The 10,948-nt window shown below is 60.1% G+C and carries 9 protein-coding genes; all 9 read right to left on the bottom strand.

Annotation, left to right across the window (positions count from 1 at the left end; all coding sequences use genetic code 11):
- Nucleotides 1-131: 131 nt before the first annotated feature.
- The 9 genes from ACIOVB_RS21365 to glnE all read right to left on the bottom strand — a co-directional run bounded on the left by ACIOVB_RS21365 (nt 132) and on the right by glnE (nt 10,681).
- The gene (locus ACIOVB_RS21365) at nt 132-467 is read right to left on the bottom strand and encodes a YceK/YidQ family lipoprotein (RefSeq protein ID WP_401271117.1); all 336 of its coding nucleotides are present in this window, start codon (nt 465-467) and stop codon (nt 132-134) included.
- A 143-nt stretch (nt 468-610) separates the two neighbouring features.
- On the bottom strand, nt 611-2,062 hold the full coding sequence (locus ACIOVB_RS21370) for a lipopolysaccharide kinase InaA family protein (protein ID WP_401271120.1): 1,452 nt from the start codon (nt 2,060-2,062) through the stop codon (nt 611-613).
- On the bottom strand, nt 2,062-2,814 hold the full coding sequence (locus tag ACIOVB_RS21375; protein ID WP_401271122.1) for a lipopolysaccharide kinase InaA family protein: 753 nt from the start codon (nt 2,812-2,814) through the stop codon (nt 2,062-2,064). The genes ACIOVB_RS21370 and ACIOVB_RS21375 overlap by 1 nt, the downstream gene beginning before the upstream one ends.
- Nucleotides 2,811-3,545: a lipopolysaccharide kinase InaA family protein gene (locus ACIOVB_RS21380; RefSeq protein WP_401271124.1), complete on the bottom strand. Its 735-nt coding sequence runs from the start codon at nt 3,543-3,545 to the stop codon at nt 2,811-2,813. The genes ACIOVB_RS21375 and ACIOVB_RS21380 overlap by 4 nt, the downstream gene beginning before the upstream one ends.
- Nucleotides 3,545-4,351: a lipopolysaccharide core heptose(I) kinase RfaP gene (gene rfaP / locus ACIOVB_RS21385; RefSeq protein WP_401271126.1), complete on the bottom strand. Its 807-nt coding sequence runs from the start codon at nt 4,349-4,351 to the stop codon at nt 3,545-3,547. Before rfaP ends, ACIOVB_RS21380 begins: the two co-directional genes overlap by 1 nt.
- Nucleotides 4,352-5,473, bottom strand: a complete 1,122-nt coding sequence (locus ACIOVB_RS21390) for a glycosyltransferase family 4 protein (RefSeq protein WP_401271128.1) — start codon at nt 5,471-5,473, stop codon at nt 4,352-4,354. It abuts the gene before it with no gap.
- On the bottom strand, nt 5,473-6,534 hold the full coding sequence (gene waaC, locus ACIOVB_RS21395) for a lipopolysaccharide heptosyltransferase I (RefSeq protein ID WP_187677936.1): 1,062 nt from the start codon (nt 6,532-6,534) through the stop codon (nt 5,473-5,475). Before waaC ends, ACIOVB_RS21390 begins: the two co-directional genes overlap by 1 nt.
- Nucleotide 6,535: 1 nt before the next feature.
- The gene (waaF, locus tag ACIOVB_RS21400) at nt 6,536-7,570 is read right to left on the bottom strand and encodes a lipopolysaccharide heptosyltransferase II (RefSeq protein ID WP_401271130.1); all 1,035 of its coding nucleotides are present in this window, start codon (nt 7,568-7,570) and stop codon (nt 6,536-6,538) included.
- A gap of 171 nt (nt 7,571-7,741) precedes the next feature.
- Complete coding sequence (gene glnE, locus ACIOVB_RS21405; protein ID WP_401271132.1) at nt 7,742-10,681, bottom strand: bifunctional [glutamate--ammonia ligase]-adenylyl-L-tyrosine phosphorylase/[glutamate--ammonia-ligase] adenylyltransferase; 2,940 nt, start codon at nt 10,679-10,681, stop codon at nt 7,742-7,744.
- Nucleotides 10,682-10,948: the final 267 nt, after the last annotated feature.

Here is a 10,948-nt window from a genome sequence, read left to right on the forward strand (position 1 = left end):
CTTGAAAATTGATGTGCCCTCGCGCGAGGCGAGAGACAGCTAAAGGGCGGGATTATAGCGTAAACAAGACGGGAATTACCTTGTGCGAATTGCCCCGGAGCGAATGGTTCAGATATACCTTGTCGTTTGGCTCAATAACCGCCCCTGCGCCAATAAATGCTGAGGTGGCCCTCAGTGACCTGCCGATAAATCGTATAGGGCAGCACAACCGTGTCGAATGCACCGGATAGCGGCAAATCCAGCAACACGAAAGGTACGAGGTAGCCGCTTGGATCTGGCGGTGCGTTCAATACGCAGAAGTCGTAGGCCAGGCCGCTGTAAATGCGCGAAATGGATTGGCAGTAGGTTTTTTGCTTGCGCATGTCGCGAGCAACGTCGGCATCGTCTTGCAATACCGTCAGGGCGCTGCCGCAGCCTGACAAAACCCATGAAAAAGCGCCCAGCGTCACAGCCTTTTTGATCGTCAAGAGTTGCCCTCCGAAGTCGTCAGGCAAACTAGCATCGAGGCTGCAGCGGGCACAGTTCATCGCTTCTGATGAGGCTGTAGGACAAGTCGCTGGATCTTGTCCCCCATTGCCGAGCGCGCGATTGGCTGCGCTCAACAAACCTCTCAGGTCGCGCCGGAGATATCTTTGGGCAACCGCTGATCAATCACCTGATAGAGCGCGCTACTCTCCGGCCAGTTACGCATGAACCGCGCGCGATCCCGCGTATAGGCCCCCACGAAGGTGCCCATCGAGCCATGCTGGCACATCGAATCCAGATCGATCAGTGCCCAGCGATCGTCCTGCCAGAACAGATTATGGCCTTTGAAATCACCATGACTGATGCGTTCGGCAATCAATTGCGCAAACAGCACATCCAGCGCCTGCAATTCCGATTCCGGCGCCTCGCCATTTTCAACGTAAGGCGCAAAGCGCTCGATGATGTCTGGCCCCGGCAGGAACTCGGTCACCAGATACGCGCGACTGCGCAACCACAAAAAACGCTTTTCCAGCACTGCCAGCGGCTTGGGCGTGGCAATACCAAGAAACGCCAGACGATTGCCCTCGCGCCATGAGTGCCAGGCACGACTCGGACGCCAGAAACGCTTGAGCCAATGGGCAAAGCCCTTGATGTTATAGCGCTTGATCACCAGTGTGCGTGCGCCCACTTCGACCTTGCCGACGCTCGCGGCCCCGCCGGTTTTATAGAGATGGCCCTGATCAAGGAGCGCATCGGCCTGCTCAAGCACCGGCACCATGGCCGGTTCTTCCTCGCGCCGGATCGCCCGCAAACCAAACGCCCCACGCTGGACGCTGAACAGCGTGCATTCGCGGCCGACCTTGATCAGGTAATCCTTCAAACGCCAGCGGCGCACCTTGTCGATCTGTTTCTGCAAGGCTTCCAGCGGCAACGCGTGCTCGCTGTTGCTCAGCAGGTAATAAACCAGCAACTCTTCGGTGTACTGCTCGAGCGCCTTGGGCAACTGAGCAAAAAACACACCGAGGTTTTCCAGAACCTTCTGTCGTGACAGCGGTTGGCCGGCGGTTTCCACACAAATGCCGGCACCGTCGATCAAGTACAACTGACCGCCATGTCGCAGCAGGTTGTCCAGATGCAGGTCTTCCTGCCAAAGCCCCTTGCCGTGCAACTGACCGATGGCGCCGAGCGCCTCGGCCAACACGGCGGATTGTTCATCCGCCAGCACCGGCAGCGCCTCGACTTTGCTCCAGGCCTCACCAAGGCTTTCGGCTCCCTCAAGGAAATCGAACAGCAGCCAGCCACCCTCACCGTTCACCAGACCATCGGCCAGCAGCAGCGGAGTCGTCAGACCTTGAGCAGCCAGCAAGCGCACGCCTTCCAGCTCACGCTGAAAGTGCCGGGCAGCCTTGCTGCCGACCAGCAACTTGGCCAGCACCGGCCGGCCGCGCCAGACACCGGCACCAACGTAACGCTGCCCAGGCAACACGCGCAGCAGACTCAACAACTGCAGATCCGCAGCACCGGCCGCATCAGAAAGGGTCACCGTCAGCGGCAGTTCTGGGGCTCGCCCGACAGCGGCCAGCGCGGACAATTGCATCAGCGAGTCTCCTTGTGACTACGTCGTGCGGTCAGCCGGGCGAGCCAGTTGTCGAGCAGCGAGCTGTCGGTCGGCTGATCGAGATACGCCGCCAGCAATTGCCGCAGTTGCGCCTCGTTCCACTCCGGCGCACGGCGTTGCAGCGGCTCCAGATCCTTGATCCGGTCACGCATGCCGAACAATAACGGTCGGGTTTTTTCCAGGTCGATCAGTTGCGCCTGATACCCGTCGCCGTTGGCCCGCAGAAAAATGTGTTTGGGATAGAAGCAGCCATGCACCTGGCGTACGCCGTGCAGATGCCGAGCCAGCAACCCGCAGGCCTTGAGGATCGCCGATTGCTGCACGCCGCTCAGCTGCGACCAGCCCGCCAGCAGCGACTCAAGGTCGCTCCAGCCGTCCAGCGCGCGCGTCAGCAGGATCGCGCGAACTTCGCCATCGACTTTGCGCTCACCGAAAAATGCCGCTTGCAGCGCCGGAATGCCGAGCTTGCGATAACGGCTGATGTTGCGAAATTCACGAGCAAAGCTTGGCTCGCCGAAAGGCGCATGCAAGGTACGGGTCAGGTAATTGCTCTGGCGCTTGAGATAGTAACCCTGGCCTTCCAGATCCAGACGAAACACGCTGCTCCAGCCGCCACGAGCGGTATTAGGCTCATCCACCGCTTCGAGCTGCTTGGCCCACAGGGCGTCAAAAGTGCCTAGACCGTGGCGCTCAAGCAGCGCCCGGTCTTCTTCGGCCAGAAAATCAGTCATTCACGTCCCTCGAAAAATCTCACCACGTGCCGAATCCGTTTCTTGTCGGCAACATTCAGCCGATCGCACTGGCGGTATTGCATATAGAAGCGCAGGCGTTGGGTATTGGACAGGTGATATTTGGCGAGTTTGTCGAGACAGGCCAGATCCTTGGTGATCCGATACTTGAGCCAGAACCCGCGCCAGAACTCGCCATTGGGGCAATCGATGAGAAATATGCGCGCCTGATCATCGATCAACAGGTTGCGCCATTTCAGATCGTTATGGGTAAAACGCTGATCGTGCATTGTCCGTGTATAACCGGCCAATTGCCGGCTGACGCCGTCGACCCAGGCGCGATCCTTGAGCTTCGGGTCCTTGCGATCGGCGAGCGCCGAGAGGTCTTCGGTGTTGGGCAGTTCGCGGGTGATCATCGCGCCACGATCATACGCCGCGCCACGGCGCTCCAGCCCCCACGCCACCACTTCGGCGGTGGGAATGCCCCACTTGGCGAAGCGTTTGAGGTTCTGCCATTCCATTTTCACCCGTGGCTTGCCGAGGTAACGGCGCAGGCCTTTTCCGGCACCGACGTAGCGCTTGACGTAATAGTTGACGCCATTGCGTTGCACACGAATGACCTCGGACAACGGGTCACGGGTCAGGCGCTCGCCTTGCAGGGCAAATACGGCGTCGAGGCTGCCAAAGTCTTCGGCAAGATCGCTGTATTGCGGCTCAAGAGTCCAGCCCGCCATCAGAGCGCATCCCCGTATCGCTGTTTACGCGCATAGAGCTTGTTGGCCTTGCCTTCCAGCCAGTTCAGCAGCGGCGCTTCTTCAGCCAGGATCTGGCGCAGCGGCTGCTGGAAATAGCTTTTGAGGAAACGCAGTTTGTCGCGACGGGTCAGGCCGATGTCCAGCGCGGAAAAGTACAGCGCCGCCAGATCCTTGTTGCGCCAGCGTTGGGTAATCTTCGCACGGGTCTGGGCACGGTGCAGGTCGATCACCGACAGCTTGAAATCCTCCGCCATCACCGGTTTGTCGGTGTGCAGCAGGAAATGGCAGATGTAGCAGTCGCGGTGGTTGACGCCGGCGCGATGCATCATGCCGGTCATACGCGCCACTTCGGCGATCAGCGCACGCTTGAGTTTTGGCTCGGGCGGCTGTTTGATCCAGTCGATACTGAAGTCTTCGAGGCTGATGGTCGGCGCCAGCTCTTCAGTGACGATGAACGAATGCTGATCCGCCGGGTTACTACCCTTCTCGCCATAGGCGACGGCAGTCATGGTCGGCACCCCGACTTCCTGCAAACGCTGAATAGCCTGCCACTCCTGACCCGCGCCGAGCACCGGCAGCTTGGCGGTCAGCAGGTTCTTGAAGATTTCGCCCCAGCCGATGCCACGGTGGATCTTGACGAAAAATCCGTTGCCATCGACTTCCGTACGCAATGTCCGGCGGGCTTCCAGCTCGCGATAAACCTCGCCCTGCAAGCCCTCGACTTCGGCGAACGGGTCGCGTCCGGCCCAGAGGCTCTTGAACGGTTCAGCCAGCATCAACTTCATTTAAGCGTGCTCCGCCAGAATCACATCGGCCGCGTGCTGCGGCATGCTGTAGAGGTCGGCCGTCTCGGCGAAGGCCAGACCATTGCGGCTCCAGGCCGCGCGTGCAGCGTCGTCTGTCAACATTTCGGTCAGATACTGCGTCAGTTGCGCCTGATCGAACGGTTCGTCCAGCACTCGCCCGGCATCCGCCTCGGCAATGTAATGGGCGTAACCGCAGACAGCGCTGACCAGCACCGGTAGACCGGCGACCAGCGCTTCGAGCAGCACTGTACCGGTGTTTTCGTTGTACGCCGGGTGGATCAACAAATCGGCGCCGAGCAGAAAACGCGGGATATCGCTGCGACCCTTGAGGAACGTCACGTTATCGCCCAGGCCCAAAGTTGCACTCTGCATCTGGAACAATTTGGGGTCATCCTGGCCGATTACAAACAGCCGGGTGCGCTTCTTCAGTTCGGCCGGCAATGCGGCCAGCGCCTTGAGGCTGCGATCTACGCCTTTGGTTTTGAACCCGGAGCCGATCTGCACCAGCAGCAGGTCGTCGTCCTTGAGGTTGAATTCGGCGCGGAAGCCGGCGCGAATTTCGTCAGCATCCGTAGGGCGGCGACGATCCTGAGCGATGCCCGGCGGCAGCAGATGGAAGCGCTCCAGCGGGGTGTCGTAATGTTTGATGAACAGCGGCTGCTGCACTTCGGAAATCATCAGCACTTCGGTTTTCGCGTCTTTGGCGAATACCGCGCGCTCGTACTCGGCGAAGTGGCGATAGCGGCCCCAGCGGCGGTACAGCGAATTGCGCAGGTTCTGCGCCTTATCTTCAAAGCAGCCGTCGGCGGCGTAGTAGACGTCCAGCCCCGGCATCTTGTTGAAACCGATCAGGCGATCCACCGGACGCTTGGCCAGATCCGCTTCCATCCATGCGCTGAGTTTTTCGTTGCGACGGTGATTGAAAAACGCCTTGACCGGCGCCACCAGCACTTCGAAACCCGGCGGCACGTCGCCTTCCCAGATCAGCGTGTAGACGCGGATCTGGTGGCCGCGCTTCTGGCATTCGAGGGCGATGCGCATGAAGTCGCGCTGCAAACCACCAAACGGGAAATATTTGTACAGGACAAAAGCCAATTGCATCAGCGCAGCTCCTCAGCCATTAACAACGTGCTCAGTCGGCTGGCGACACGCTCGGGATTCAGACGCGTGAAGCACAGAGGCTGCTCGCGTTTCAGGTCAAACTGACGGGCATCCTGCGCGGTCGGTTGATAGGTACATTTCTTTTGCAGGCACGGCGCGCACGGGAAATCGCTGGCCAAGTGAATCTGCAGTTTGCCGTAGGCGCCGGTCAGGCCCGGGTTGGTCGGGCCGAACAGCGAAATCGTCGGTACATCCAGCGCTGCCGCAAGGTGACCGAGACCGGTATCCACCGCCACGCAGGCCTGAGCCCCGGCCAGCACCTTGCCGACGCCGGCCAGATTCAGTTTCGGCAACACTTCAGCGTGTTTGAAACCGGCGGCGATGCGCTCGGCGCGGGCTTTCTCCAGCGGGTTGCCCCATGGCAGTTTGACGCCAACGCCAAGGTAACCAACACGCTCGGTCAGCTCGCGCCAGTAGGCTTCCGGCCAGTGCTTGGTGTCCCAAGTGGTGCCGTGGAGGAACACCACGAAAGCGTTTTTGCGCGGCAGTTCGACCAGACGCTCGACGTTCAGGCCGTAATCGCCCAAACCTTTGGGGAGGTCGTAACCCAAGGCAATCGCGAACAACTGACGCACGCGTTCGACGGCGTGCTGACCACGGGCCACGGCCAATTTGCGGTCATAGAAACGCGACGCCATCGGCTCGCGTGCCGAGCCTTTATCGAGGCCGGCCACCGGGGCTTTGACATAACGGGTCAGCCAGGCGCTTTTCAGCAGGCCCTGCGCGTCGATCACCAAGTCATATTTGCTCGCGCGAACGCTTTGCTTGAAGCGCTTCCACTCGCCACTCTTGATGGTCTGCCAGAGGTTTTTGCGCCAGCGGCGAATCGCCACCGGAATCACTTTGCCTACGGCCGGGTGCCAGGTCGGGATTTCGGCAAAGCCTTCTTCCACAACCCAATCGAACTGGATCCCGGGAATCGCCCGAGCCGCGTCGGTCAGCGCCGGCAACGCGTGAATCACGTCGCCCAGCGATGAAGTCTTGATCAGCAATACCCGCAACTTAATGAACCTCGACCACAGAGCCCTGCAATTTCTGCAAGGCATCGTTGACCGCTTCCGGCATCAATTGGCGCAGGCAGTTGTAATGGCCGAAACGGCAAGTACGGTCGAAGCACGGACTGCAATCGAGGCCCAGGCGGACGATTTCGACGTGCTCGGCCAGCGGTGGGGTGAAGCCCGGCGAGGTCGAACCGTAAACCGCCACCAACGGGCGGTTCAGCGCTGCCGCAACATGCATCAGGCCGGAGTCGTTGGACACCACCGAATCAGCACAGGACAGCAGGTCAATCGCCTCGGCCAAAGAAGTGTCGCCGCTGAGGTTCACCGATTCTTCTCGCAGGCCCGGGATCAATCGTGCGCGGATGTCTTCACCCACCGCATGATCATTTTTCGAACCGAACAGCCACACCTGCCAGCCTTCGCGAATCCGCGCTTCGGCGACTTTGGCGTAATGCTCGGACGGCCAGCGCTTGGATTCACCGAACTCGGCGCCAGGGCACAGGGCCAAAACCGGGCGGTCGAGGGTCAGGCCAAATTTGGCCAGTGCCGCTTCGCGGGTCACCGGGTCGATTTGCAGGCTAGGACGCGGATACGGTTTCGGCAACTCGGCATTCGGCTCATAGGCCAACGCCATAAAGCGCTCGATCATCAGCGGATAGCGTTCTTTATCGAGCGTACGCACGTCATTGAGCAGGCCGTAGCGGAACTCGCCGCGCCAACCGGTGCGTTTCTTGATACCGGCGAAAAAAGGTACCAGCGCCGACTTTAGCGAGTTGGGCAACAGGATAGCCTGATCGTACTGGCCGGCCAGAGATTTGCCGATGCGCCGACGCGTCGCCAACTCCAGCGCGCCGTGGCCGAGCGGAAAGCTCAAGGCCTTGCGCACTTCAGGCATGCGCTCAAGGATCGGCCGGCTCCACTCGGGAGCCAGCACGTCGATTTCGCACTGCGGGTGGCGCTGCTTGAGGCACTGAAACAGTGTCTGCGCCATCACCATGTCACCGACCCAACTGGGCCCAACGATCAGAATATTCATGTGGTTTCCATAAACGAACCGGGGAGGCTTTACGCCTCCCCGCCTCGAGAATCATTGTGGGAGCCATGCAGCTTGCGATGGGTCATTACCTTCAACATAACTGTCGACTGTCACTCCGCTATCGCGAGCAGGCTCGCTCCCACAGGGTATCGGGTGCTGCTCGAACCGTGTTCAGCTTAGCCCCAACTCACGCCAGATCCGCAATACCTGCCGACGTTCGTCGACAAACTGGTCACCTGTTATCACCCCGGCATCCTTCTGCAAGGCCTGCCGGTGGGCGGCGGAGCGGTAGGCTTTATAGGCCTCGCGCAACAGGCTGGCATCTTCGGCAGGCATCAGCCCTTCGTGTTCCAGTTCTTCCAGAATGCGGATGTTATCGGTCCAGCGCAGCAGTGGCGGGTGGCTGTGCGACCACGCCAGAGCCGCGTATTGCACCATAAATTCAATATCGACGATACCTCCGGCGTCCTGCTTGAGGTCGAACGGCGCCGAGGCCTCGAAGGCATTCGCCGCCGTACCGGCCGCGGTGCTCTTGCTGCCGAGGTTGTCGCGCATCTTCGCGCGCATCTCGCTGACTTCCTGTTGCAACTTGGGCAGATCCCGCGCCTTGCCCAGCACTTGCGCGCGGACTTTCTCGAATGCCTGCCCGACATCCTGACTACCGACCAGCACCCGCGCGCGCACCAGAGCCTGATGTTCCCAGGTCCAGGCTTCGTTTTCCTGATAGCGCTCAAAAGCCCCCAGCGAACTCACCAACAGCCCGGATGCGCCGGACGGGCGCAGACGCATATCCACTTCATAGAGCTGGCCGGAGTTGGTCTGCGCCGTCAGCAAGTGAATGATCCGCTGCCCGAGACGCGTGAAGAACTGCGCACCATCAATCGGCTTAGGCCCATCGGTTTCCGCCTGCGGATCGCCGTCGTGGATGAACACCAGATCCAGATCCGAACCGTGCCCCAACTCGATACCACCGACCTTGCCGTAACCGACAATGATGAAGCCGGGATCGCACAAGCTGCCGTCAGTGCGCAGCGGCGTGCCGTACTTGGCCACGGTCTGGCGCCAGGCCAGGGCCAACACTTGCTCGAGGATAGCCTCGGCCAGCCACGTCAGGTAATCACTGACCTTCATCAGCGGCAGGCTACCGGCGATTTCCGAGGCGGCGACGCGCAAGCGATGCGCCAGTTTGAAATGGCGCAGGGCTTCCATCTGTTGTTCGAGGTCGTCTTCAGGAATCCGCGTAAGGCGTTCGCGCAATTCGGCGGCCAGTTCTGGCGCCAATGGTGGCTTGAACAGCCGGCCCTCGTTGAGCAACTCATCGAGCAGCAGCGGGAAACGAGTGATCTGCTCGGCAATCCAAGGGCTCGCCGCACACAACGTCAGCAAACGCCGTAATGCACCGGGATTCTCCGTCAGCAAGACTAAATAAGCCGAACGCCTGGCGACCGCTTCAACCAGCGGCAGCACTCGCTCAAGGACCAGATCCGGGTTGTCATGCTCCACAGCCTGGGCGATCAGACGCGGAATAAAGGCATCGAGACGCTCGCGCCCCAAACGCTGCATCGCACGCAGTTGCGGACTGCCGCGCAGACCGGCCAGTGCCTTTAAAGCTTTGGTCGCATCGGCAAAACCGCCCTCTTCCAACTGACGGCAAGCGGCTTCTTCATCCTGCGCCTCTTCCCACAACGGCAGCCATTCACCGCCCACAACCACTTCACTTTCGGCGCCCTCTTCTTCATCGGGATCGGCGATCACCTGCGCAAAGTGCCACGCTACGCGGCCGCGCCAGAACATCAGTTTTTCGTGGAAGGCGTCCCAGTCGGCGAAACCGAGCATGAAGGCAATGCGCGCCTGATCCTGCGCGCCGTCCGGCAGCATCTGGGTCTGGCGGTCGGCAATCGCTTGAATCGCGTGCTCGGTGTAACGCAGAAACTCGTAGCCTTCGCGCAACTCGCTGATCACCGCTGGCGGCAGATAACCCTGCCCCTCCAGCGTGCTCAACACCTTTAATAGAGGACGCTGTTGCAGGCTCAGGTCGCGCCCGCCGTGAATCAACTGAAACGCCTGGGCGATGAACTCGACTTCGCGGATACCGCCAGAGCCGAGCTTGATGTTGTCGGCCATGCCTTTGCGTCGCACTTCCTGCTGGATCAACTGCTTCATGGTGCGCAGCGCTTCGATCGCCGAGAAATCCAGATAACGCCGGTAAACGAACGGCCGCAGCATGTCGAGCAACTGCGCGCCAGCCACTTGATCGCCAGCCACCACCCGCGCCTTGATCATCGCGTAGCGTTCCCAGTCGCGGCCCTGATCCTGGTAATACTGCTCCAGTGCATTGAAGCTCAGCACCAGCGCGCCGGAAGAACCGTATGGACGCAGGCGCATGTCGACGCGAAAGACAAAACCGTCGACGGTCATCGGGTCCAGCGCCTTGATCAGGCGCTGGCCGAGGCGAATGAAGAATTCCTGATTATCCAGCGCGCGTTTCACGCCAACGGTTTCGCCGCCTTCGGGGTAAGCGAAAATCAGGTCGATGTCCGAGGACAGGTTCAGCTCGATCGCGCCGAGCTTGCCCATGCCGAGGATGACCATTTGCTGCGGCAACCCACTGCGGCGGCCGGTCGGCGTGCCGAATTGCTGGCAGTGGCGGCTGTACAACCACTGATAGGCCTGGTCGATGCTGGCGTCAGCCATATCCGAGAGGTCGCGGCAGGTCTGCACCAGATCGGCCTGGCGAGTCAGGTCACGCCAGATGATTCGCACCTGATGGCGGGCGCGTTGGCGGCGCAACGCGCGACCGAGTTCATCTTCGGTTTGCGCGGCATTCGTGGCGGCGGCAATTTGTGCGCACAGTTCACCGGGGGCAAAGGCGCGGTCGAGTTCGCCGGACTGCACCAGCGACAGCAACATCAAAGGGTCACGAACGCTCTGTTCAATGACAAACTCGCTGGCGGCGGTGACCCGGGCAAATTGCGCCCAGCGCTCAGGTGTCCAGGTCGCGAAGCCGTGATCGTCATCAAGCGAGGCGACGGCCGTACGGAACGACTGCTCGGATCGGCTGACCAACGGCAGGAGAATGGCAGGCAGTTCGGCAAGCACGGGCAGGGTCATGGTCTATCCTTGATCGGCGTGTAAACGGCCGCTTGTAGTGAATGATGAAAACCCGCTACCCGATGGACTGTCGAACAAAAGTTATAAATAGCTGAAATTTCTTCTTCTTTGGCACCCAGCATCAAACTTTCACCTTTTTCGGATGGCAATCGACCAACCTTAACGATTATTCTCACAACGCAGTCAGAGGCCACAAGCCTTTCATCTGTAGTTTTACTACTCGTCTATACATTCGAAAGGCTGAAATGCCGGAAGATTTGTAGTAAA

It is taken from the genome of Pseudomonas sp. NPDC087639, from assembly GCF_044743385.1.
Classification (GTDB): domain Bacteria; phylum Pseudomonadota; class Gammaproteobacteria; order Pseudomonadales; family Pseudomonadaceae; genus Aquipseudomonas.